At 61.4% G+C, this 23,043-nt stretch carries 14 protein-coding genes; 5 read left to right on the top strand and 9 right to left on the bottom strand.

Features of this window, described 5'->3' with window-relative positions; translation table 11 throughout:
- Positions 1 to 174: 174 nt before the first annotated feature.
- From ABHT90_RS01100 to metK, 6 genes are all read right to left on the bottom strand, one after another.
- Complete coding sequence (locus tag ABHT90_RS01100; RefSeq protein WP_346981329.1) at positions 175 to 1,389, bottom strand: ABC transporter permease; 1,215 nt, start codon at positions 1,387 to 1,389, stop codon at positions 175 to 177.
- On the bottom strand, positions 1,386 to 2,159 hold the full coding sequence (locus tag ABHT90_RS01095; RefSeq protein WP_346981328.1) for an ABC transporter ATP-binding protein: 774 nt from the start codon (positions 2,157 to 2,159) through the stop codon (positions 1,386 to 1,388). Before ABHT90_RS01095 ends, ABHT90_RS01100 begins: the two co-directional genes overlap by 4 nt.
- Positions 2,159 to 3,595 (bottom strand): efflux RND transporter periplasmic adaptor subunit, encoded by a 1,437-nt coding sequence (locus ABHT90_RS01090; protein ID WP_346981327.1) that lies wholly within the window; start codon positions 3,593 to 3,595, stop codon positions 2,159 to 2,161. Before ABHT90_RS01090 ends, ABHT90_RS01095 begins: the two co-directional genes overlap by 1 nt.
- Positions 3,596 to 3,727: 132 nt before the next feature.
- Positions 3,728 to 5,473: a L,D-transpeptidase gene (locus ABHT90_RS01085; protein ID WP_346981326.1), complete on the bottom strand. Its 1,746-nt coding sequence runs from the start codon at positions 5,471 to 5,473 to the stop codon at positions 3,728 to 3,730.
- A gap of 117 nt (positions 5,474 to 5,590) precedes the next feature.
- The gene (gene sdaAA, locus ABHT90_RS01080; protein ID WP_346981325.1) at positions 5,591 to 7,198 is read right to left on the bottom strand and encodes an L-serine ammonia-lyase, iron-sulfur-dependent, subunit alpha; all 1,608 of its coding nucleotides are present in this window, start codon (positions 7,196 to 7,198) and stop codon (positions 5,591 to 5,593) included.
- A gap of 342 nt (positions 7,199 to 7,540) precedes the next feature.
- Positions 7,541 to 8,821: a methionine adenosyltransferase gene (metK, locus tag ABHT90_RS01075; RefSeq protein ID WP_346981324.1), complete on the bottom strand. Its 1,281-nt coding sequence runs from the start codon at positions 8,819 to 8,821 to the stop codon at positions 7,541 to 7,543.
- 333 nt (positions 8,822 to 9,154) lie between these two features.
- Between metK and gltX the strand changes: the two genes are divergently transcribed.
- The 5 genes from gltX to ABHT90_RS01050 all read left to right on the top strand — a co-directional run bounded on the left by gltX (position 9,155) and on the right by ABHT90_RS01050 (position 16,408).
- Positions 9,155 to 10,630: a glutamate--tRNA ligase gene (gltX, locus tag ABHT90_RS01070; RefSeq protein WP_329738008.1), complete on the top strand. Its 1,476-nt coding sequence runs from the start codon at positions 9,155 to 9,157 to the stop codon at positions 10,628 to 10,630.
- A gap of 89 nt (positions 10,631 to 10,719) precedes the next feature.
- On the top strand, positions 10,720 to 13,173 hold the full coding sequence (gene priA / locus ABHT90_RS01065; protein WP_346981323.1) for a replication restart helicase PriA: 2,454 nt from the start codon (positions 10,720 to 10,722) through the stop codon (positions 13,171 to 13,173).
- An 18-nt stretch (positions 13,174 to 13,191) separates the two neighbouring features.
- Positions 13,192 to 13,728, top strand: a complete 537-nt coding sequence (gene def, locus ABHT90_RS01060) for a peptide deformylase (protein ID WP_346981322.1) — start codon at positions 13,192 to 13,194, stop codon at positions 13,726 to 13,728.
- A 362-nt stretch (positions 13,729 to 14,090) separates the two neighbouring features.
- Positions 14,091 to 15,011 carry a methionyl-tRNA formyltransferase gene (fmt, locus tag ABHT90_RS01055; protein WP_346981321.1) on the top strand — a complete coding sequence of 307 codons (921 nt, stop codon included), beginning with the start codon at positions 14,091 to 14,093 and terminating at the stop codon, positions 15,009 to 15,011.
- Positions 15,008 to 16,408 carry an RsmB/NOP family class I SAM-dependent RNA methyltransferase gene (locus tag ABHT90_RS01050; RefSeq protein WP_346981320.1) on the top strand — a complete coding sequence of 467 codons (1,401 nt, stop codon included), beginning with the start codon at positions 15,008 to 15,010 and terminating at the stop codon, positions 16,406 to 16,408. Before fmt ends, ABHT90_RS01050 begins: the two co-directional genes overlap by 4 nt.
- Before the next feature lie 449 nt (positions 16,409 to 16,857).
- Here the strand turns inward: ABHT90_RS01050 and ABHT90_RS01045 are convergent, their stop codons facing one another.
- From ABHT90_RS01045 to glgA, 3 genes are all read right to left on the bottom strand, one after another.
- Positions 16,858 to 17,094 (bottom strand): FmdB family zinc ribbon protein, encoded by a 237-nt coding sequence (locus ABHT90_RS01045; protein ID WP_148331383.1) that lies wholly within the window; start codon positions 17,092 to 17,094, stop codon positions 16,858 to 16,860.
- 88 nt (positions 17,095 to 17,182) lie between these two features.
- On the bottom strand, positions 17,183 to 20,479 hold the full coding sequence (locus ABHT90_RS01040; RefSeq protein ID WP_346981319.1) for a 4-alpha-glucanotransferase: 3,297 nt from the start codon (positions 20,477 to 20,479) through the stop codon (positions 17,183 to 17,185).
- Between the two features lie 218 nt (positions 20,480 to 20,697).
- Positions 20,698 to 22,980 carry a glycogen synthase GlgA gene (gene glgA / locus ABHT90_RS01035; RefSeq protein ID WP_346981318.1) on the bottom strand — a complete coding sequence of 761 codons (2,283 nt, stop codon included), beginning with the start codon at positions 22,978 to 22,980 and terminating at the stop codon, positions 20,698 to 20,700.
- Between the last annotated feature and the right edge of the window lie 63 nt (positions 22,981 to 23,043).

Raw genomic sequence — 23,043 nt, 5'->3', positions numbered from 1 at the left:
AGGAGCGCCCCGAGCAAGCTCGACCCGTACAAGCCTGTCATCCGCCAATCGCTCGAGGACGACGCACGGAACTGGCGCAAGCAGCCCTTCAATAAGTTGCGGTGAAATAGCGTCTGTTTTTGCTGCTAAATAGCATATTCAGTCCCTAATTCACCGCAACTTGTTGGTGGTGGCTTACTGGTAGCGTAGGCATTCCACCGGGTCGAGCTTTGCTGCACGGCGAGCGGGGTAGAAGCCAAAGATTACGCCGATGCCGACCGATACGGCAAACGCGATCAACACTGTTGTAATGGAGAAGCTTGGCGTGATCGTCCCGGTAGCTCCAAACTCGCTCATGATGCCCGAGCTTGCGGCAAAGAACGTGAGTCCCCATGCCAGCAGATAGCCAATCAGGACACCCAACAGTCCGCCGGTGACGCACAGCGCCGAGGACTCGGCCAAAAACTGCGCGGTGATATCGCGACGACTTGCGCCCAGGGCACGGCGAATGCCGATCTCACGGATGCGCTCAGTCACGTTGGTGAGCATCATATTCATAATGCCGATACCGCCGACAAGCAGCGAGATGCTGGCGACAGCGCCCATGATGAGCGAGAACGCGCCCATAAAGGAGTTGAGTGTATCGATGGCGCTTTTCATGGATGTTGCCGATACACTGTCGTACTCATCCTCCTCCTCGATGCCCTTCATCGCGCGCACCTTGGACTCGATGGTCTTACAAAGCTCATCCATGTCCGTGCCCTCGGCGGCAAGTGCCATCACGCTGGGGAATGAGGGATTCTCGTCGCCAAACAGGCCTGAGATGGTTTCGCGTGGCATATACAGCGTGAGCGAGCCCATGGAGTCGCTGCCGCCATCAATCACGCCGACAATCTGCATCTCGCCGTTGGACACCTTGATGGTTTTCCCCAGCGCATCCTGTTCGTTGCCGTAAAGCTGATCGGCGCCGCCGCGGCTGATGAGCGCCACGCGCGAGCCTGATTGGGACTCGGCCTGGGAATAGGTGCGCCCCGCAACGAGCTTGCTGGCCCCCACGGCGTCGAGCATGTCGCTATCGACACCCTGTGCCATGACGGTATAGCTTTTATCGCCGGTCTTATACTCGGTATACGCGCTGTCGACAATGCCAATCTGCTCTATCTGCGGCACCAGTTTTTGAAGCTTCTCGATGTCCGACTCGGTGAGTTCTTGCGACGAATAGATTTGCACCATGCGTGCCGCATTGAGGCCCAGACTGTTGACCAGGCTGTTTTGGATGCCGCCGATGAGCGACGTCATGGCGATAACCGAGGCGATGCCGATGACAATGCCCAGGATGGTGAGCAGGCTGCGCCCCTTGTTGGCTTCGAGCGAGTGAAGGGCTTCCTGGATGAGATCGCGGGCGCTCATGCCACCACTCCTTTCGGCGGGTTGGCGGAGGCGGAAATCATGGGCAGGTTATCTACAGCGCTGCGTAGGGTCCGCGGTGCATGTGGAATATACGCGCCGTCGTGAATGCGACCGTCGCGGATGGTCACGGCACGGTCGGCCTCGGCGGCGATGCCGGGGTCATGTGTGATAAGCACGATGGTTTTGCCGCGCTCCTGAAGTCTATGGAAGGTCTCCATCACAAGCGCTCCGGTGGCGGAGTCAAGGTTTCCCGTCGGCTCGTCGGCCAGAATGATGGGCGGGTCATTGACGAGGGCGCGTGCGATGGCGACACGCTGCATCTGGCCGCCCGAGAGCTCGGATATGCGGTGGTCCCAGTGGTCAACGGGCAGCGTGACAGCCTGCAGCGCGTGCACGGCGCGCATTTCGCGCTGGCTACGGGGCACATTGGTGTAGGCCAGCGGCAGCATGACGTTTTCGATAACCGACAGGCGCGGCAGCAGGTTGAAGCTCTGAAAGACAAAGCCAATGCTCAGGGCGCGAACTTCGGTGAGCTCGTCATCGTCAAGCTCGGCCACGTTGAGCCCTTGCAGGTAATAGTCGCCCGCCGTCGGTTTGTCCAGACAGCCCAGGATGTTCATGAGCGTTGACTTGCCCGAGCCCGAAGGGCCGGTAATGGCGACGAACTCGCCGGGATCTACCGCCAGGCTCACGTTGTGCAGGATGTGGGCGCACCCCGCCTCGCTCTCAAAGATGCGGTGCACGTTGCGGATGTCGATAACGGGACGCATTACATGTCCTCATCGGCAGGCATACTGCCCGAATCCGCGCTGTAGCCGCCGTCAGCCGTTGCGTCCGCTCCGGTGTCCATGACGAGCGTGTCGCCATCGCGCAGCTTGGTAACCGGCACGTTGGGGTTGATCTCGTTGCCCTGGTCGTCGCGCTTGACCTGTGTCTTGCCGACTACGGCTTCGTTGTCGTTTTGCGTCACGACGGCCACCTTCACGCGATGGGTTTGCTTGCCCTCGTCATCGGTTGCCACGTTGACGTAATAGTGTTCGCCGTCTTCGGTCATGAGCGCCATCGTCGGCACCATCACCACGTCGTCGAGCTGCTCGGTCACCACCGATACCTCGGCCGTCATGCCCGGCTTCAGGCGCGCGTCGGGCGCCTCGATGAGGATGTCGACGTTAAAGGTTACGCTGCCGCCGCCACCGTTGGCGGCATCGGAGTTTGCCACCGACGCGATAGCCGTGACGGTGCCCTGGCTCACGATATCGGGAAACGCGGGATACGTGACGTTGGCGCTCTGTCCAACGGCGATCTTGGCGATGTCCTTTTCGCCCACCTGCACGGTCACCTTCATCTTAGATAGGTCGGCGATCTGCATGCACTGCTTGCCGCCGCTCGTATCGCTTTCGCCCATGATCATGCCGCCTGTTACCGTGGCGCCCACCTTGGCGTTGAGCTCCACGATGCTACCCGAGCTCGGGGCCGTGACCGTGCGACTGGCGGCCTTGGCGTTCGCCTGGTCTAGGTTTGCCTGGGCCGATGCGAGGCTGCGCTGCGCGGCCGATACGGCGTTCGTGTCCGCCGATGCGGCGGAGACGCCAGCCGCTGCGGAAGCTCCATCGGCGTCCGTCGTCGGGGTGGCCTGCGCGGCGGTTGCGGCTTTCTGCGCGTTGGCGAGGTCTTCCTGAGCGGCTGCAACTGCACGCTGCGCCTCGGCAACGTTGCGATCGAGCTCGTCGTTTTTAATGGTCATAAGCACGTCGCCCTCGTTGACGGATTGGCCCGCCTGCACGTTGACAGAATCGACCGTGCCGTCGACAGAAGGGGAGACCACTGAGGACGAAATAGGTTTGAGCTGGCCTTTCGCCTCGACCGTTGTGGTAAACGTGCCCTCGGTCACCATGTCGGTCACCGGCCCGTTGTTGCCTGCGGGCCGTGCGTTGATGGCTAAGGTCACGACAACGGCGATGAGCACAATGGCGGCCACGACGCCGGCCGCAATGCCGCGTCGGATGAGCTTTTTGCGTCGACGTTCGGCACGTTTTGCCTTGAGCTTGGCATATGCCTCTTCATCGGAAATCTCGGTCGCATCGTTCGCGCGTCCGCTCTGCTTATCGGCATGTACGTTTGTAATCAGAGGAATCGTTTCGGTGACATCTTCGAGCGTGTGCTCGGTATCATCCGGGCCCGGGGTGGTCGTGGGGACATTCGGCATAGCGTCTCCTTTATAGAAAGTACCTCGATAAGTATATGCGCCCACCGGTTGGGGTGGGCGCATAGAACGGTTTCTTTCGGAACTGTTAGATTGGTCGCAGCGGTTCCACGTTGTAGGAATGCGCGCGTTGCACTACGAGTGGACAACCACGCATAGGCCGACTTTGATGCAGTCGTGAAGTGCCTTGGCGTCTGCCAGGCGCAGGTTGATGCAGCCGTGGCTGCCGCACCATTTGTACGACTCGGCGTTATCGAAGCTCTTGTCGTTTTGCCAGGTGGCATCATGGAAGCCGATCATGTTGCCCTCAAACGGCATCCAGTAGCTCACCGGACTCTCGTATTTGGGCTTGCCGGTCTCGGGGTCCTTGGCTCCGATCAGGGTGCTGCCGCCGTCGTTGCTGTTGATCTGCCAGACGCCCTCGGGCGTGGCGTCCTCGCCCGGCTTGCCCGAGATAAAGTTGGCCTCCCAAACGATATTTCCGCTCTCGTCATAGTAGCGCGCGTGCTGTTCGGACAAGTCGACGTCGATATACGCCTTCCAGTCGGGCTCTCCCTTTGCGGTAAAGGTGTCGGCCTTCTGGGGGTACTTGATCTCGATTTCGCCGGTCTGCTTGTTGTTAATGGCGTCCTCGACCTGCTTGGCGAGCGAGCTGCTGTCGATGGACCAACCAAAGTCGCCGCCTTCGACGGCGCACTGCTTGCCATCGGCGCGCGTCCACCAGCGAGTGGAGCCCACGGTATTAAAGCCGTTGGCGAGTTCGGCTGCCCAGTTGCTGATCTGCGACGTATCGAGCGTTGGGTTGGCGGGATCGGCAAAGCTGATCCACTGCAATACGGAGCTGCCATCAACCTTGCCGGCATCCTCGCCGTTGAGCTTGAGGGTCACGTTGACGCCCAGGAAGTTGTTGGCGGCATCACATGCGGCCTGAATCTGATCATCGGTCAGCGTTCCATTGAGCGGCTCATAGGCATCGTTGCCGAGCTTGGAAAGATCTACGGACTCGGCCAGCGAGGCAAGCTCGAGCTCGGCATACTTAATGACATGCTCGCGGTTGAGTTTTTCGTTGGAGCGCGCCTTCTCGACGGTAAACTTGCCGGCCTGCTCGTCATAGGAGCTATTTGCCTCGAACGTGCCCGAACGGCCCTCGTTAAACTCGTCGATAGCGGCGCCCAGATCCTTCTCAAACTTCTTTTGGTCAAAGGTGTCGGAGAGCATGGACAGGTCGACGTCTTGATCAAGATCGACTTCGTTGGAGGTAGCGGTTGTTTTGGTCTTGCCGCTTAAGGATTCCACAAGGCGGACCGGCCAAATAAAGGCTTCGTTGTGGTTGATGATCTCTTTTGCGGCAGCTTCGCCATCGACGATGGGTTCATCGGACTCGGGCTGGTAGGTCCAGCTAAAGTCATCGCCCGACACGGTGAGCTTGTAGTGCTTCCATGCCGAGTTGACCTTGGTGGCTGCCGAAGATGCGTTAGAGAGCGATATGTCGACGCCGGCGATGGTAGTGTTGGGGTATGCGACCTGCGAGAACGCCACGACGCCTACGATGTAGACGATCGCGACGAGGCCGAGCACGACAAAGAGGGCCGTCTTTCCGCCCGACTTGCTGCTTTTGTTGGTTCGCTTGTCCGCGGGCCCGCGATTGTTTGCCGTGCGAGCGTGCGAAGGGCCCTGCTTGGGGGCGGCACCATGTGCGGGACGCTGCTGATATTGTTGATGCTGCTGGTATTGACGCTGATTCGGGCGCTGTGAGGCATTGGCCGGGCCGTGTTGTTGGCTGTGAGCCGGCGCGATGGGGCGCGGCGATTGGACGCCGCCCGTATGCCTACTGGGCTGTTGCGGATCGGGAATCATGTTACTGCGGTCGATTTGCGACATCGTATATATTTCCTTCGAGTTTCGCCTTGCGGCTCATCGTGTTTTAACTGGGCTTGCATTATAGCGATTAGCCTGTTGTTTGTGGTTTGGAAACAGTATCAGTTTGGAGAAGTCTGCCTATCCGCATATGCCGCATTTGGCGCAGGCAGAAAGCGCGGCCGGGGCTTGAGCGATGCCACCCTTGGCCGTCTCGCGCAGGGTTGCCGGCAGGGCATGGCCCACCGACAGCATCACATGCGCCATCTGGTCAAACGGCACCAGGCTTTTGATGCCGGCGAGCGCGAGCTGGGCCGAGCTGAAGGCCGCGGCCACGCCGATGGCATTGCGGTTTTGGCACGGCACCTCGACCAGTCCGCCCACGGGGTCGCAAACGAGGCCTAGCAGATTGCTCAGCGCGATGGAGCTGGCGTCGAGTGCCTGTTCGGGGGTGCCGCCGAGCATCTGCACCAGCGCGGCGGCGGCCATGGCGGCGGCGCTTCCTACCTCGGCCTGGCAGCCGCCCTCGGCGCCGGCGACGCAGGCGCTCGTGGTGAGGTTGAGGCCGATGGCGGCGGCGCAGTAGAGGGCGTCCATGACCTGCTCGTCATTGAGCTGCAGGTGGTCGGCCAGGGCCAGCACGCAGCCGGGCACGACGCCCGCGGAGCCTGCCGTGGGGGCCGCGACGATCACGCCCATAGTGGCGGAGCGCTCAAGTACGGCCATGGCACGTGCCACGGCTTCGGTCTGTACGGCGCCCATTAAACTGGAGCTAAGGTCGTTGCGGCCGGTGGCATCGACGAGCTTAGCCTCGCCGCCGATAAGCCCGCCGAGCGAGCGCTGCGGATTGGCGATGGGGGCCGTGGACTCCTCGCGCATGACGTCGAGCACGCGGCGCATGGCGGCGACGGCGTGCGCCTCGCCGGTAAGGCGCCCCTCGCGCACGGCCATGACGGCGCCGATGCTGAGTCCCAGCTCCTCGCACGCGTCGAGCAGTTGCTCGCCGTCGTCGAAGACCTCCTTGGCCGAGACGCCGGGGGAGAGCGATGACGCCGAGCCGGGGAGCTCAATAAAGGTGGCGTAGCCGACGTTGTCGAGTTTGCGCACCATGGGGATGACGGTGTCATCGGGTGCGCCGTCGGTCTCAAAGACGGAGTAGGCCTGGCCGCCCACCTCGGTGCGGTAGGTACGGCAGAAGGCGATGTTCACGTGCGCGTAGGCGAGTAGATTCGTGAGTGCGGCGAGTACGCCGGGGACGTCCTGATGCGCCACGAAGAGCGTGGAGTACATGCCCGAGATGTCGACGCCGACGCCGTTGATGCGGCTGATGCGCATCTTGCCGCCGCCCAGGCTCTCGCCGCGGACCTGCGCCGTAGCGCCCGTGTCGTCGACCATGTCGATATCGACGGTGTTGGGGTGGAGGGAGGCGTCGTCGCCCTTGATGTCAAAGTGATAATCGAGGCCCTGCTCGCGTGCGAGGTCGAAGGCCTGTTTGATGTTCTCGTCATCGGTGTCGAGGCCCAGGATGCCCGCGACGAGCGCGCGGTCGGTGCCATGGCCGCGGTAGGTGTGGGCGAAGGAGTTCCACAGGCCAAAGGTGACCTTGGTGATGCGGCCCTCGAGCAGGCTGGCGGCCACCTGTGCGCAACGCAGGGCGCCGGCGGTGTGCGATGAGCTGGGGCCGACCATGACGGGCCCCAAGATCTCGAATGCCGAGGTCGTAGCTAGTGTTTGCGGCTTGCCTGCCATATGCGCTCCTGTTCTATCCCGTCGTCCCGAGGGGGGCATACTCTGTCCCGCCGTTCCGAGTGCTTTAGTATTTGGTCGCCTGCTCGGACAGTCCTGCTCGCACGGAGGCCACATTAAGTGGCCTCCGGCTCGTGCGGAACTCGCGACCGACCAAATACTAAAGCCCTCGGAACTTAGGATACATGGTTGGAGTCGCTCTGCTGCAAAATTCATTGGCTGGTGACCTATTCCGTGCCCCGTGTTGGCTCATCTTCGCCACCGGATTAATAAAAAAGAAGTACCGGTTGGGGCCGGTACTTCTTTTGGAAGTGCGTATGTTGTTGCGAGCTTAGCGGTTTGCAATTAAAGGCCGCAGGCTGCTTTGAGTTCTTCGACTCGGTCGGTCTTCTCCCAGGTGAAGTCGGCGTCTTCGCGGCCGAAGTGGCCGTATGCTGCCGTCTTCTCGTAGATCGGTCGACGCAGGTCCAGGTCGCGGATGATCGCGCCCGGGCGCAGGTCGAATGTCTTCTCGACGGCCTCGACGATCTTGTCCTCGGCAACATGCGCCGTACCGAAGGTATCGACCATGATCGACAGCGGCTTGGACACGCCGATGGCGTAGGCCAGCTCGACCTCGCAGCGGTCGGCCAGGCCGGCGGCCACCACGTTCTTGGCGACCCAGCGCGCGGCGTATGCGGCGGAGCGGTCGACCTTGGTGCAGTCCTTGCCGCTAAAGGCGCCGCCGCCGTGACGGCCGTAACCGCCGTAGGTGTCGACGATGATCTTACGGCCGGTGAGGCCCGTGTCGCCCATGGGGCCGCCCACGACAAAGCGACCGGTGGGGTTCACATAGATGTCGGCGTTGTCCCACGGCATGCTCTCGGCAGCCATGACGGGGGTGATGACATGCTCGATGAGGTCGTCCTTGATCTTGCCCATGTCCTCGATCTCGGCGGCGTGCTGCGTGGAGATGACGATGGTCGTGACCTCGACGGGCTTGCCGTCCTCGTAGCGCACCGTGACCTGGGTCTTGCCATCGGGGCGCAGGTAGGACAGGGTGCCGTCGTGGCGTACGGCGGCCAGGCGCTCGGCCAGGCGGCTCGCCAGGTAGTGCGGCATGGGCATGAGGGTCTTGGTCTCGTTGGAGGCATAGCCAAACATCATGCCCTGGTCGCCGGCGCCGATCAGGTCGATCGGGTCGGTGGTGACGCCGGTCTGGGTCTCGAAGGACTCGTCGACGCCCTGGGCGATATCGGTCGACTGCTCGTGGATGAGGCTCATAACGCCGCAGGTATCGCAGTCAAAACCGAACTTTGCACGGTTGTAGCCAATGCGGCGGATAACGCCACGGGCAATTTCCTGCACATCGACGTAGGCCTGGGTGCGGATCTCGCCGGCAACGATGACGGTGCCGGTGGTCACGAGGGTCTCGCAGGCGCAGCGGACGTTCTCGACGTTGGCGGGCACGCCGTTGGGCGCAATGTAGCCTTGCTCCTGCAGCTCTATTTCTTTAGCGAGGATTGCGTCGAGGACGGCGTCACTGATCTGGTCAGCGATCTTATCGGGATGACCTTCGGTCACCGACTCCGACGTAAAGACAAAGGACCCGTGTTGGGGTGGGATGGAACGAAGTTCTTCTGACATGATTGTCCTTTCAAAAACGTGTGCCGGCGACCGTTACCATTCCGCCGAGCTCTATATGCAAGCGCACATCATATCGCGTAAATCCAACATTCACACCCTTTCCGCACCTACTCATTGGGGACAGACTTAAATGACCAGCCTTAGGCGGCACTTGGGACACTCTTCAGACAACTTCGAAGAGTGTCCCCAACGACTAGTCGTTTAAGAACGTCCCCAACGACTAGTCATTTAAGTCTGTCCCCAATGAGTGGGTCGGTGCCCTTTGTGCGGAGGTTGCTTTGTTGCTTTATACTGATGCGGTTAGACAACCATCCTGCAATCGAGGAGATTTCCATGGCATCAGACGTTCGCGTCCGCTTTGCACCCTCACCGACGGGCAAGCTGCACATTGGCGGCGCCCGCACCGCTATCTATAACTGGGCTTTCGCCCGCGCAAACGGCGGTACGTTCATCCTGCGCATCGACGACACCGACCCCACCCGCTCCACCGACGAGAACACGCAGATCATTCTGCGCGCCATGCGTTGGCTTGGCCTGGACTGGGACGAGGGTCCCGAGGTGGGCGGCGACTATGGCCCCTACGCCCAGACCGAGCGCCTGGACCTGTACAAGCAGGCCGCCCAGAAGCTTTGGGACGAGGGCAAGGCCTATCCCTGCTTCTGCACCAAGGAACAGCTCGACGCCGACCGTAAGGCCGCGCAGGAGCGCAAGGACCCCTTCCAAGGCTATCAACGTCGCTGCCGCGATCTTGATCCCGAGGAGGCCCGTCGTCGCATCGAGGCCGGCGAGTCCTACGTCCTGCGCATTAAGGTGCCCGAGGACCGCGGCGACGTCGTCATCCATGACGCCGTCCACGGTGAGGTGACCTTCGACGCCAAGGAGCTCGACGACTTCGTCATCTTCCGCTCCGACGGCACGCCCACGTATAACTTCGCGACCGTCGTCGACGACGCCATGATGAAGATCACCCACGTCATCCGCGGTGACGACCACCTATCCAACACCCCGCGCCAGGTCATGGTCTACGAGGCCCTCGGCGCGCCCGTGCCCACGTTCGCCCATATCTCCATGATCCTGGGCGCCGACGGCAAGAAGCTCTCCAAGCGCCACGGCGCCACCTCGGTGGAGGAGTACCGCGACGCCGGTTACCTGTCCGACGCCTTCGTCAACTATCTGGCGCTGCTCGGCTGGTCGCTCGACGGCGAGACCACAATCATCCCGCGCGATGTCCTGGCCAGCAAGTTCTCGCTCGACCGCATCTCTAAGAACCCGGCGACCTTCGACCCCAAGAAGCTCGACTGGGTCAATGCCGAGTACATCAACGGCATGTCCGACGCCCAGTTTGCCGATGAGATCATGGTCCCCGAGCTGCACGAGGCGGGTCTCATCGAGGGTAATGTCGAGTACGGCGAGGATTGGATCGATGCGCTTGCCGCCATCGTCAAGCCGCGCACCAAGATGCCGGCCGACGCCGTGACCGTCGCCGCTCCCATCTTTGCCACGGCCGAGACGCTCGAGTATGACGAGAAGTCTGTCAACAAGGGCCTGGCCAAGGAAGGCATGGGCGCCATTCTGGACGCCGCCAAGGCCGCGCTCGAGGGCGTGGACGAGTGGACAGCCGCGAACATCGACGCCGCGCTTGAGCCGCTGCCCGAGCAGATGGACCTCAAGAAGCGCGTGGTGTTCCAGGCCGTGCGCGTCGCCGTCTGCGGCAACATGGTGAGCCCCCCGCTGGGCGAGACCATGGCGCTCGTCGGCCGCGACGACTGCCTGGCGCGCATCGACCGCGCCCGCACGATGGCGCTGTAGCAGCTGCGTAAACGCATGTATCCGAGCCCCGTTCACCCCGAGCGGGGCTCTTGTTTCTGTAGACGTATGGGATAGGAGGTGCTGGGGCCATGGCCGAGCAACTTTCGCTGTTTGGTTCGCCAGAACCTAAGGAAGCTCCGAAGTCTGCGGCCCCTGCCGCCGCCCCGGCGCAGCCCGAGCCCGCGCCCGAACCCATCGCCGCCTATGCGAGCGTGGTCCTCGACATCCCGACCCGCGCGCTGTCCGAGCCTTTTGCCTACGGCATTCCGCAGTCCCTTGCCAACGATGCACAGATCGGCTCCACCGTCCTAGTGCATTTTGGCAACCGTGCGGCCGCGGGCTACATCGTCGATATCGCACCCGAGCTTGCCAACCTGCAAGGCAACAACGCCCTCGATCTCACGCGCATCAAGCCTATCGAGGCTATCCTCAGCAAGCCGCTCTTTACCGCCGAGGCGGCACGCATTGCACGCTGGATGAGTCGCGAGTACGTCGCAACGCTTTCCGAGTGCCTGCGCTTGTTTTTACCCCCGGGTGGAAGCCCGCGCGTGGTCAAGGGCGATGACGGCACATGGTCGGTTGAGCGCCCCGCCGTCAAACCGATCCAAAACCGCTGGGTCATGCTCACGCCCGAGGGTTTCGACTACACGCCGCCCAAGACCGCGGTCCGTCAGCGTCAGCTCATCGAGGCGCTCCAATGCGGCCCGGTCACGACGCGCGACCTCAACCTGCTTTACAACAGCATGTCGGCGACCATTAAGTCGCTCGAAAAACGTGGTGTCGTGGTGGTGGAGGAGCGCCGCGCTTGGCGTGGGTGCAGCGAGCAGACCACGCTGTCCTCGGCGAGCGGTAAAGCGCCCGTCGCACTTACTAACGGCCAGCAGCAGGCGCTCGCGCAGATTGAGCGCGCACGCTTGGACGCTCACGGTGATGTGGTACTGGTCGATGGCGTTACCGGTTCCGGCAAAACCGAGGTCTACCTCTCGGCGATTGAGCGCGTGCTGGCGGCCGGACGTTCGGCCTGCGTGCTCGTGCCCGAGATCTCGCTGACGGCCCAGACCGTCGGCCGCTTCCGCTCGCGCTTTGGCGAGACGGTCGCTGTGTTCCATTCGCGCCTTTCTGCTGGCGAACGTCTGGACCAATGGGATATGGTCGCCAGTGGTGCTGCGCGCGTGGTCGTGGGCGCCCGATCGGCGCTCTTTTGTCCGCTCAGCGACTTGGGCCTTATCATCATCGACGAGGAGCACGAGACCAGCTACAAGCAGGGCTCCAGTCCGCGCTACCATGCGCGCGAGGTAGCTGCCGAGATGGCGCGCCGCTATCGGTGTCCGCTCGTACTGGGCTCCGCCACGCCCTCGGCCGAGGCCCTCGACCGCTGCCGCCGCGGCACGTACAGCGGCGCCACCTGGACGCGCGTTGAAATGCCCGAGCGTCCGGGGCACGCGGTCCTGCCCACGGTTCGCATTGCCGACCTACGCCGCGAGTTCGCACACGGCAGCCGCTCCATGTTCTCAAAACCGCTGATGGAAGGCTTGGAGCGCGTAGTCGAGCGCCGCGAAAAGGCCGTGTTGCTGCACAACCGTCGCGGCTTTGCGCCGTTCCTTATGTGCCGCGAATGCGGCTGCGTGCCCACCTGCAACCACTGCTCCACCGCGCTTACGTACCACGAGCGTACGCACACGCTGCAGTGCCACACCTGCGGTTCGTCCTGGCGCGTGCAGCCCTATCCGGCGTCCACGAGTCGCTGTCCTAAGTGCGGCAGTCGCTACCTGGCAAAAATGGGCCTGGGCACGCAGCAGATCGAGGACGCACTGCACCAGATGCTGCCCGAGGACGTTGCCATCATTCGCATGGACGCCGATTCCACGCGCGGCAAGGATGCGCACAAAAAGCTGCTCGAGCAGTTCGATGCCGCCGATTGCGCGGTGCTGCTTGGCACCCAGATGATCGCCAAGGGCCTCGATTTTCCCGAGGTCACGCTCGTGGGCGTGGTCAATGCCGACTTTGCCCTCAAGCTGCCCGATTTTAGAGCAGGGGAGCGCGCCTACGATCTGCTGGAGCAGGTTGCGGGCCGCGCCGGCCGCGGTGATCGCCCCGGCGAGGTTATCATCCAGACCTACCTTCCCGATGACCCGGTCATTCGCGCCGTCGCCGAGCACAACCGCTCGATCTTTACCGACTACGACCTGGACCAGCGCCGCGACGCCCTGTATCCGCCGTTCGTGCGCCTGGCCAACATCTTGGTATGGTCGACTAACGCGGACGTTGCGCGGGACTACATCGGTCGCATCGCGAAGCTCCTCAAGCGTCGCTGGCATGCCGCCGCGCCCGACTTTTTGCGCGCGGGGAGCGCCGTGCCCCAGGTGCTTGGTCCGGCTTCGTGTGTAATCGAGAGAGCCAAGGACCGTTACCGCTTCCATCTGCTTGTTAAGTCGCCGGTAGGGTACCATGTCTCTGATGATATCGACGCCTGCCTCAAAGAGGTGGGCTCCGTGCGCGGCGTGAGCGTGAGCGTTGACGTCGACGCCTATGATTTGATGTAACAACCCGAAAGGATGGCCATGGAAGCCAACGGAATCGTACTGTCGCCCGACCCTCGTCTGCGCCAGGAGTGCGCCGTCATCGAGGAGATCACCCCGGCGATCGAGGCGCTTGCCGATAAGATGAAGAAGATGATGTTCGACAACGGCGGTTGCGGTCTTGCTGCCCCGCAGATCGGCGAGCTCATTCAACTCGTCACCATCGACTGCGATTACAGCGACAAGAATGACTATGACCCGTACGTGCTCATCAACCCTGTCATTGTTGAGCAGAGCGATCATTTGGTGCCGTTTAGCGAGGGCTGCCTGTCCATTCCCGGCATTAGCTGCGAGATCGAGCGTCCCGATCACGTTGTCGTCGAGGCGTACGATCTGGATGCCAACCTGATTCGCTATGAGGCCACGGGCGACCTGTTCTGCGTGTGCCTGCAGCACGAGATCGATCACCTGCATGGCAACACCATGTTCGAGCGCCTTAAGCCCATGCAGAGGCTCAAGGCCGTCAAGGAGTACCAGGACGCCCTGGCCCGCGGCGCTCGACCGGGCGAGACGGAGTAGGTCCCACCGTCCCCTTCCGCCGCAGGGCTTAGGTTTTGCTCCATGCTCAAACAGTCCTGCTCGCACGAAGAGCACATTAAGTGCTCTTCGGCTCGTGCGGAACTGCGCGTGGAGCAATAACCTAAGCCCTGCGGCGGAAGGGGACTGCGTTTTCGTGCTCCTTTTCGCCCGGGTGCCGTCGGGCCAGGGAAGGGCGTCTTCGCTGATAATTGCTTTGTTGGAAGAGCTGCTTTTATTGCGGCTCTTTCTTTGGTTTTGGGTATATTTGTTCTTGTTGAATTGTTATTGCGGATGGGCTGGGTACTTGGCTTTCCGCTGTTATTTGTAGCCGTCTCGGCTTTGGTTGAGGGGAGACGTTCTTTATGCGAATTGTGTTTATGGGTACGCCTGATTTTGCTGTGCCTTCGCTGACTTCGCTTTTTGAGGCTGGGAACGAGATTGTGCTTGTCATTACTCGTCCCGATGCTGTTCGCGGGCGTGGTAAAAAACTGGAGCCTTCTCCTGTTAAGGCCAAGGCGCTTGAGCTTGGCCTGCCGGTTGTTGAGGCTAATCGTATGACGCCGGACGTTATCGATCAGCTCGAGGCTGCGGATGCCGATATTTTCTGTGTGGCTGCCTATGGCTGCATTTTGCCTGATGAGGTGCTGCATATGGCGCCGCTTGGTATTGTGAATGTACATGCGTCCTTGCTGCCTCGTTGGCGTGGCGCTGCTCCTATTCAGCGTGCCATTCTTGCTGGTGATGAGGTTGCTGGCGTTTCCATTATGCGCATTGGGCATGGCGTGGATACGGGCGCTTATTGCGCGCAGGCGTCTACGCCGGTTGCCGGTAAGCATGCCGAGGCGCTCACGATGGAGCTTGCTGAGCTTGGCGGCAAGCTGCTTGCCGATACGCTTCCTTCCCTTGCCGATGGTACTGCCGTGTGGACTGAACAGGATGAGTCGCTTGTTACCCATGCCGCCAAGATTTCTAAGCAGGAAATGCGTCTGGGTCCTCAGATGGCGGCGCTTGATTGCGTGCGTCATGTGCTTGCCTCGTCCGACACCGCTCCCGCTCGTTGCGTGATTGCCGGCAAGACCGTGCGCGTGCTCGATGCCGCGCCGGCAGATGTGTCGCTTGGCGAGGGGCTCGTCGCCGTTCAGGCCAAGCGCGTCTACCTGGGACTTTCCGATGGCGCGGTTGAACTGCTCGAGGTTAAGCCCGATGGCAAGCGTGCCATGTCTGCTTCTGCCTGGGCTGCCGGCCTGCAGGGTGCCGACCTTACGTGGGGTGTGCTGTCATGAGCAAGTTATCTCCCGCGCGCAAGCTTGCGCTCGATGTGTTGATGGAGGCCGATCGCCGCGGTATGTACGCACGCGACGTGTTGTCTTCGCGTGCTTCCGCCAAGGCTATTGACCAGCGCGATTCCGCTTTTGCCGCGCGTTTGGCGCTCGGTGTTGCCGCCACGCAGGGCATTTTGGACGAGTTGCTCGATCAGTTTTTGGATAAGCCCAAAAAGGTCGCGCCGCGCGTTCGCATGGCGCTTCGCATCTCGGCCTTCGAGATGCTCTATCTGCATACGCCGGGCCGCGTTGCCGTGAGCCAGGGTGTTGAGCTGGTGCGCAGCGGTGCTAAGTCTGCCGCGGGCCTGGCTAACGCGGTGCTGCACAAGGTTGCGGACAACGTGGAGGATTTTGCCACGGCATCTGACGTGGATGAGTCCGAGCGCCGTTTGGTTCGCCTTTCGCGTTTGATGGGTCTTCCTCGTTGGCTGTGCGCTCGTATTATGGCCTCGTTCGATACGCCCGAGGGCGCGCTCAACTTTGCCGGTAATCTGGCCCCCGCGCCGCTTGCACTGCACGAGAATGCGTTTGCGACCAAGGCCGACCCGTATATCTCGCAGCTCGTTGCGCCTGCCTTCCCGGGCTGCCATGCTCCGGTCGATGCGCAGGTCACGGTTGCATCGGGCGTGTTTGAGCGTGCTGCCGCGGTTGCCTCGGACCTCAACGCTCAGCTTATCGCTACTGCCGCTACACGTCCCGGTCGTTGCCTGGAGATTGGAGCCGGTCGCGGCACCAAGACCTATGTGATGATGTGCCAGGCCAAGCGTGCCGGGTACGAGCGTCAGCATACCGCGCTCGATCTGCACGATCGCAAGTGCGATCAGAATCTCGCACGCCTGCATAAGGCGGGTATAACGGGTGTTCGTACGGTGTCGGGCGATGCCTGCGAGCTCAATGAGGTGCTCACGTCCTTTGACGCGATGCTCGGCGAGCCCGCCCTGTTCGACACGGTGTTTATCGATGCGCCGTGCTCTGGCACCGGCACCATGCGCCGTCATCCCGAGATACCGTGGCGTCTGACCGAAAAGGATGTGACGGTTGAGCTGCCCAAACTGCAGCTGACGATGCTCAAAGAGGCCGCCGCGCGCGTTGCCGAGGATGGCGAGCTCATCTATGCGACGTGCTCGGTCTTTGATGAGGAGAACGCGCAGGTTGTGGATGCGTTTTTGGCTTCGCCAGAGGGCGCGGGCTTTAGCCTGGCACCCCTCTCCGAGGCGCAGATTCTGCAGCTCCCCGAGTTTGAACAAGCCAAGAAGCTCGTCTCCGTACGTCAAAACGACCGCGGGCTTTTCCAAAGCGTCCCCGTAAACGCCGACTCCTACGATGGTCACTTCTGCGCCAGACTAGTCCGCAAATAACTTCAAAGTTGCGGTGAAATAGGGATTGAAAAGCGCCTTCTGCCCATCAAACAGTCCTTATTTCACCGCAACTCAGAAGGTCGTGCGAGTGGAGATCGCAATATCGGTAAAGAGTGGGAAAAATGGCCCTGTTTCATACTTGCTGTTATCAAAAGTAGGGCGGATTACGGGGCTAGATTGGTGATGCCCGACCACAGCAAATATGGCCTAAATAAAACCGCAGGTAGATGGCTTGTTGAAATTTGTTATTTACCGGAATGGATAGAGGTTGCCAACTCAGCCCCGTAATCCGGCAGAGTTTTGAAATGATACAAACTTTGCATCAGCCCGAAATCCGATCTAAAGAAAAGTTGCGGTGAAATAGTTCCTGCTTGACCTTTGGATGGGCTGATTCAGGAACTATTTCACCGCAACTCATCAGGAAACCTGGGTGTCTGGATCGCTTGCCGCTAGTGGTTATGCGGGCAGTTGGCGCAGCAGCCGCTGGTGGCGTTGGTGCTGGAACCACCGCTTCGCTGGTCGGTGTTGTAGAAACCGCTGCCTTCGAACTTAATGCCGCTGGCCGAGAACGTCTTGGATGCCGGGGCACCGCAGCTAGGGCATACGACCTCGGGCGTCTCGGACATGGGGTGCTCAACCTCAAACACGTTGCCGCAGCTCGTGCACTTGTAATCGTAGCGCGCCATAATACTTCCTTTTCAGCACAAAGCGGGCAGATCGCTCTGCCCGCAAAAATTCAAACAGCTGTAACTGTACCCTATATCGGGGGTTTTATCACGCTTCGCCCCAGAATCTATGAGTGTTGCGCAGGAGCTTCGCAGTTTTCTCCTCGGCTGCAGCAACGTCGGCCTCGTCAGCCTGCCATGTCCAGTTGCCTGTGGCTACACCCGGCACGTTCATACGTGCATCGTCGCCCAGTCCCAGCACGTCCTGCAGCGGCATCATCACGAGCGGTGCACCGCTTGCCAGGGCATTGCCCATGAGCTCGCTTGCCAATGTAATGCCGCTCGGCTCATCGCCGCCTGCAAAGGAGCGCGTGCACCAGCCGGCAAGTGTCGAGGTGTCGTGCGTCGAGGTGTACAGGATCTTTCCCGGTGTGGGGTGAATTCCGCAACGAACGTCGTAGTCGCTAAACTCCAGCACGTCCATGCCGGGGAAGCCGCAGGTCGAAGCCATGGCGCGAACGCCGGGCGTCAGGTAACCCAGGTCCTCGGCGATAAAGTTGAGCGGACCCAGCTCTTCATAGGCGGTCTGGAACAGGTCCTTGCCCGGGCCTGCCAGCCAGCGGCCGTCGGCACAGGCCTTACCGGCGGGAATGCTAAAGTAGCTGTGGAAGCCCAGGAAGTGGTCCAGGCGCACGCGGTCGTAGAGCGAAAACGCACGGCGCAGGCGGTCGAGCCACCAGCGATAGCCGTTCTCCTTCATGCGATCCCATCGGAAGGTGGGGTTGCCCCACACCTGGCCCTCGGGCGCAAAGTTGTCGGGCGGCGCGCCCGAAATCTCAATCGCCTTGCCGGTATCGGACAGCCAGAAGTTCTCGGGCTCGCTCCACGCGTCGGCCGAATCGTCCGAGACATACATCGGGATATCGCCGATGACCTCGATGCCCTTCTTGTGCGCATAGTTCATGAGCTCGCACCAGGCAAGGTCAAAGCGATACTGCATGTACGCCTGCAGCTCGGCCTCGTCGTGGAAGCGCTTGTCATCGATCAGATACTCGTTGTAGCGCGCGACATCTGCCGGCCAATCGTGGCGCGACTCGCCCTCAAAGTACTTCTTAACGGCCATGTAGACGCAGTACTTCTCGAGCCAGTCGGCGTTGCGATGTTTAAACGCCGTGTACAGCGGGTCGGCATCCTCGCCGCCGTGAGCCTTCCATGCAGCAAAGTCGGCGGCCAGCTCCTCGTGACTCTCGGGTAGCAGATCAATATTGCCTGCAAAGGCCGAGGGGCCGGCGTAGGGGGAGCGGAAGAAGTCCGTGGGGTTGACGGGCAGGACTTGCCAGTAGCGCATGCCCATAGCGGCCAGATGGTCGATAAAGCGACGCGTGGGCGCACCGATTGTGCCGGGCTTGCCGTCATCGGTCGGCACCGAGGTGATGTGGCACACAACGCCCGCGCCATGATCGAGCGGCTCCTGCAGGCGCTTCTCGGCATGGTGATAGATGATCGAAGAGCCCAGCGGGTACAGGTCGAGCGTGACGGTACCGTTGTGGATCTCGCACTCGTGACCGCTGATCACGTCGCTCGCGCATTCGCCGAGCGCCGGAATCGTCACGCGGTGCGAATTGCGCAGACTGCGGTTGATGATAACCGTCGCGGCCTCGCCGTCTTTGCCCGTGCGGGTGTAAGCCAAGACTTCGTCGTTGAGCGCAAAGGCCTTGATCTCGCCATCGACCATAAAGGGCAGCGCACGGCGCACGGCAGACGCGTTCTTAACGATGGCCAGTGTGTCGAAGTCGTGGAGTTGGTCCTTGGTCGGCAGGGTACGGCGGTTGCCCGGATCGGTGAGGCCCTCCAAGCCGTATTCATCGCCGTAATAGATTGAGGGTACGCCCGGGAAGGTCATCTGCATGAGCGTCGCCAGCCAAAAACGGCTCTTGGCCAGACCCATCGAGTTCTCGTCCAGGCGCCATTTGCTGCGCTCGCTCTCGGGCAGCTGCGACTCGTCGGGGCCACCGCCGAGCACCGAGATGATGCGCGGACGGTCGTGGCTCGAAAGCAGATTGAGCGCGCAGGCCAGTGCCTCGCGCGGGTAGTTCTCGCGCAGGGTTTCGATATCCTCGGCTGCCTGGTAAGCGTTCTTGTAGCCCATCAAAAAGCCGATGACCATGTCGCGGAAGGGGTAGTCCATGGCGGAGTCGAGCTCCGAGCCCTGCAGATAGCGACGCAGGTGGCCATAGCTGATCTTGTTGGAAGCGTCCTCCCAGACTTCGCCGAGCAGCAGTGCGTCGGGCTTCTCGGCGAGCACGGCCTTTTTGATTTCGGCCAGGAAGTCGTCGGAAAGCTCGTCGGCCACATCGAGTCGCCAGCCATGGGCACCGGCGCGCAGCCATTTACGGATCACGCCGTCCTTGCCCAGGAGCCGCTCGCGCACCAGTTCGGAGCTCTCATTGATGGCGGGCATGTTGCCCACGCCCCACCAGCAGTCATACGAACCGTCCTCATGGAAGTAAAATGCATCGCGCCACGGCGAGTCCTCGCTCTGCCAAGCACCGACGCCGGGATAATTGCCGTAGCGGTTAAAGTAGATCGAGTCGTCGCCCGTATGGTTGAACACACCGTCTAGAATGATGGAAATGCCAAGCTTCTCGGCCGCCTCGCACAGCTCGGTAAAGTCCTGCTCGGTGCCCAGAATCGGGTCGATCTTGGTGTAGTCGGCCGTGTCGTAGCGGTGGTTACTCGCGGCCTCAAAGATTGGGTTGAGGTAGATGGCCGTAAAGCCTAGCTCGGCAATGCGGGGCAGGTCATTTTGGATACCCTTGAGCGAGCCGCCGTAAAAATCCCAGGTCTTGATGGAGCCGTCTTCGGCACGCTCGTACTCGGGCGGTTCGTTCCAGTCCTCGACCATGCGGCGCTGGATTCCTTTGCGCGGTTTTTCAACTTCGGCAAGCGTACGCTCGTGCCAGTTTTCGTCGCGGGCATAGCGGTCGGGGAAGATCTGGTAGACCATGCCACGCTCGTACCACTCGGGACGAACTTCGCGGTGCTTGTAGACGGTGATCTGGAAGGACGGGACCTCGGCGTAGTTGTAAGTTACGCCCTCGCCACCGGTGCGACCCTGCGGTGCGCCCAGACGGACCTCGGGCTGGCCCTCGATGTTGCAGATAAAGCTGTACCAGATAAGACAGGGCTCGGCGCACTCAAGCTCTACGGTAAATATGCCGTCGCCCTCGTGCGTCATGGGATACAGAGACTCACCGATTTCATCGACCCAGGTACGCAGGGTAAGCGTTGCCTGGTTGGGGTCGGCATCCTCCAAAATCACCGAGAGCGAAACGGAAGTTCCAGTGGTCACAGCGCCAAACGGAGTGCGAAACTGCGGCAGACGGCTGTTGTGAATCAATCTCATAATTCGGTCCAGTTCAATAGAATCACGGCCTGCGGGCCATGGGCTTTACGCACAGCATATAAGTATATATGTTGCACACAGGCTGTATAAACAACATCCGTTTACCATCGGCGAACGGTTGTCCTAGAAAATCGTTTTACCAACTATCAACAGAGAAGGGGCGCCCGGTTGGAGCGCCCCTTACATAGGGTTTGATTAGGTTTTGGATCGTCTGTGGGCTAGCGGCGCTTGCGGGTGGCCGTGGCCTTGCGGACGGACGTCTTCTTGGACGGAGCCTTTTTCTCTGCCGGAGCGGCGGGGGAGGCCGGGCTCTCCTTGGCGGGCTCGGGCTTAGTCTCTGCCTTCGGTGCGGCCTTGACCTCAGCGGCCTTCGGCGCCGGCTTAATCTTTACCTCGGCCTTGGGCTCCTCTTTGGCAGCAGCTGGCTTAGTCTCTGCCTTGGGAGTCGTGGTCTTTGCCGTGGTCTTCTTGGCCGTCGTCGTGCGCTTTCGCGTGGTGGTCTTGGCGGCGGGCTTGGTCTCGACGGTTACCTCCGCCTTGGACTCTGCAGGCGTCTCCTCGACCTTGGCTGCCGGCTTTGCGGCTGACTTGGTCGTGGCGGCCTTCGTGGTCGTCAACTTCGTTGCCGTGGTCTTCTTGGCTGCCGTTGTCTTCTTGGCAGCAGTCTTTGCCGGAGCCTTGGTGGCCGGCTTGGCCTTAGCGACCTCGGCCTTTACCTCGGGAGCAGCCTCGGCTTCGGCGGCCTTCTTGGCAGCGGCGGTCGTGCGCTTGCGCGTGGTCGTTGCCTTGGTAGCGGTGGTTTTGGTTGCCGCCGCCTTGGTCGCAGTAGCCTTCTTGGCTGTCGTCTTGCGAGTCGTGGTCTTCTTTGCCGCAGGCTTCGCAGCAGGCTCGGGCTCAGGAGCAACCTCAGCCTTCACCTCAGGCTCGGCCTTTGCGGGCTCAGCTTCATCCGGCTTCTCCTCGGCCTTGGGTTCCTCAGCGGCCACCGGCTCAGCAACAGCCTCTGGCTCGTCGACAACCGCCGCCGGCCTCTCAATCTCCGGATGCATAAAGAAGTACAGGTCCAGATACTTGTCGGCCGAGCGCGTCCAGCTAAAGTCCTGGCTCATGGCCTGCGTGACTAGCTGGTTCCATGCCTCACGGTTATCCCAGAACAGGCGTGCTGCGCGGAACACCGCGTCGCCCATCTCGTCGCCGTTAAAGTTGGTAAACGAGAAGCCCGTGCCCTCGCCGGTAAACTCGTTATACGGGATCACGGTGTCCTTCAGGCCACCGGTCTCGCGCACGATGGGCAGTGTGCCGTAGCGCATGGCGATGATCTGCGACAGGCCGCAGGGCTCAAACTTCGAAGGCATCAGGAACATATCGGCGGCAGCGTACATGCGCTGCGACAGCGCCGGATCGAACTCGATGCGCGCGGCCATGGTGCCGGGGTACTTGTCCTGGAAGTAGCGCAGACCGTCCTCGTAGTCGCGGTCGCCGGTGCCCAGCACGGCCACCTGAACGCCGCCGGACAGGATGCGGTCGAGCGCGTACATGACCAGGTCCATGCCCTTCTGGCGCGTCAGGCGCGTGACCATCACCATAAGCGGGCGGTCGTCGCGCACCTCGAGCCCCAGTTCCTCCTGCAGCTTGGCCTTGCACACGGCCTTGCCGGAACGGTCGTCAACCGTGTAGTTGGCGGCAATGCGCTTGTCGGTTGCCGGGTCAAAGGCCGCCACGTCAATGCCGTTGAGGATGCCCTGCAGCGCGTAGGAACGCTCGCGCAGTACGCCGTCCAGGCCCTCGCCAAACTCGGGCGTCTGGATCTCGCTCGCGTAGGTGGGGCTCACCGTGGTGATGGCGTCGGCATAGTGCAGCGCGCCCAGCATGTAGTTGATGCTGCAGGCGTCGCAGCGCAACTGCGTGGCGGCCGCCGGAATATGCGCCACACCCAGGATGTCCTCCATCACGGTGTCGCTAAACTGGCCTTGGAACGCCACATTGTGGATCGAGAACACGGTCTTGACGCGGTCATAGAGCGGCAGGCCCTGGTAGAACTCGCGCAAGAACACGGGTGCCAGTGCCGTTTGCCAGTCATTGCAGTGCAGGATGTCGCACTCAAAATCGGCCGGCAGGTGCTGCAGGCTCTCGGTGATGGCCTTGGAGAAGAACGCAAAACGCTCGCCGTCGTCAAAGAAGCCGTACGGATAGTCGCGCGCAAAGTAGCGCTCGTTGTCCACGAACATATAGGTGACGCCGTCGTGCTCGAGCTTCTCCAGCCCGCAGTACTCGTTGCGCCAGCCCAGGCTCACGTAAAAGTCGGCAAAGTGCTCCATCTGCGCCTTGTACTCGTCCTTGATGGTGGCGTACTTGGGCACCATTACGATAACCTCGGCGCCGGCGCGCACAAGCGCCGCAGGCAGCGAGCCCGCCACGTCGCCCAGGCCACCGGTCTTAACAAACGGTGCGCACTCGGCCGAGGCAAACACGATCTGCATCTTTTTGCTGGAATCTGCCATATTGTCTCCCATGTTGCAATTCGAGAATAGCCGCCTGGCGCTAACCGGGCGGCTATTCTACCT

The sequence above is a fragment of the Collinsella aerofaciens genome (assembly GCF_039758815.1).
Lineage (GTDB): Bacteria > Actinomycetota > Coriobacteriia > Coriobacteriales > Coriobacteriaceae > Collinsella > Collinsella aerofaciens_BP.
The sequence above is the reverse complement of the archived record's forward strand: the minus strand, read 5'-3'. Positions and strand labels throughout refer to the sequence as shown.

What these genes read in the sequence shown, in the direction of transcription:
- ABHT90_RS01100 (WP_346981329.1), bottom strand. Translation starts at nt 1,389, where the DNA reads ATGAGCGCCCGCGATCTCATCCAGGAAGCCCTTCACTCGCTCGAAGCC.
- ABHT90_RS01095 (WP_346981328.1), bottom strand. Translation starts at nt 2,159, where the DNA reads ATGCGTCCCGTTATCGACATCCGCAACGTGCACCGCATCTTTGAGAGC.
- ABHT90_RS01090 (WP_346981327.1), bottom strand. Translation starts at nt 3,595, where the DNA reads ATGCCGAATGTCCCCACGACCACCCCGGGCCCGGATGATACCGAGCAC.
- ABHT90_RS01085 (WP_346981326.1), bottom strand. Translation starts at nt 5,473, where the DNA reads ATGTCGCAAATCGACCGCAGTAACATGATTCCCGATCCGCAACAGCCC.
- sdaAA (WP_346981325.1), bottom strand. Translation starts at nt 7,198, where the DNA reads ATGGCAGGCAAGCCGCAAACACTAGCTACGACCTCGGCATTCGAGATC.
- metK (WP_346981324.1), bottom strand. Translation starts at nt 8,821, where the DNA reads ATGTCAGAAGAACTTCGTTCCATCCCACCCCAACACGGGTCCTTTGTC.
- gltX (WP_329738008.1), top strand. Translation starts at nt 9,155, where the DNA reads ATGGCATCAGACGTTCGCGTCCGCTTTGCACCCTCACCGACGGGCAAG.
- priA (WP_346981323.1), top strand. Translation starts at nt 10,720, where the DNA reads ATGGCCGAGCAACTTTCGCTGTTTGGTTCGCCAGAACCTAAGGAAGCT.
- def (WP_346981322.1), top strand. Translation starts at nt 13,192, where the DNA reads ATGGAAGCCAACGGAATCGTACTGTCGCCCGACCCTCGTCTGCGCCAG.
- fmt (WP_346981321.1), top strand. Translation starts at nt 14,091, where the DNA reads ATGCGAATTGTGTTTATGGGTACGCCTGATTTTGCTGTGCCTTCGCTG.
- ABHT90_RS01050 (WP_346981320.1), top strand. Translation starts at nt 15,008, where the DNA reads ATGAGCAAGTTATCTCCCGCGCGCAAGCTTGCGCTCGATGTGTTGATG.
- ABHT90_RS01045 (WP_148331383.1), bottom strand. Translation starts at nt 17,094, where the DNA reads ATGGCGCGCTACGATTACAAGTGCACGAGCTGCGGCAACGTGTTTGAG.
- ABHT90_RS01040 (WP_346981319.1), bottom strand. Translation starts at nt 20,479, where the DNA reads ATGAGATTGATTCACAACAGCCGTCTGCCGCAGTTTCGCACTCCGTTT.
- glgA (WP_346981318.1), bottom strand. Translation starts at nt 22,980, where the DNA reads ATGGCAGATTCCAGCAAAAAGATGCAGATCGTGTTTGCCTCGGCCGAG.